The sequence below is a fragment of the Bradyrhizobium sp. CCBAU 45384 genome (assembly GCF_028128665.1).
Classification (GTDB): domain Bacteria; phylum Pseudomonadota; class Alphaproteobacteria; order Rhizobiales; family Xanthobacteraceae; genus Bradyrhizobium; species Bradyrhizobium manausense.
In genome coordinates, this window is record NZ_LBIZ01000011.1 from 1 (window position 1) to 211 (window position 211).

Here is a 211-nt window from a genome sequence, read left to right on the forward strand (position 1 = left end):
TTTGCGCAAGCCGTCCGCGAGGCGGTGGCGCACGATGCGTTGGTCAGCGAGCTGATCGATGCCATGTTGAATGCGCGCGCCGCGTTGTGGAAGGAGTACTGCCGGCTGCACGATCTGGTGGTCAAGCTGGTCGCTGGCCATGAGCTGTGCCGGCGCTTCATGCAGATTCCCGGTGTCGGCCCGATCGCGGCGCTGAGCTTCATGACCGCGG

At 65.4% G+C, this 211-nt stretch carries 1 pseudogene; it reads left to right on the forward strand.

What is annotated here, in order from left to right:
- Positions 1 to 211 (forward strand): annotated as a pseudogene (locus tag XH80_RS02770) (IS110 family transposase); the annotation flags it as partial.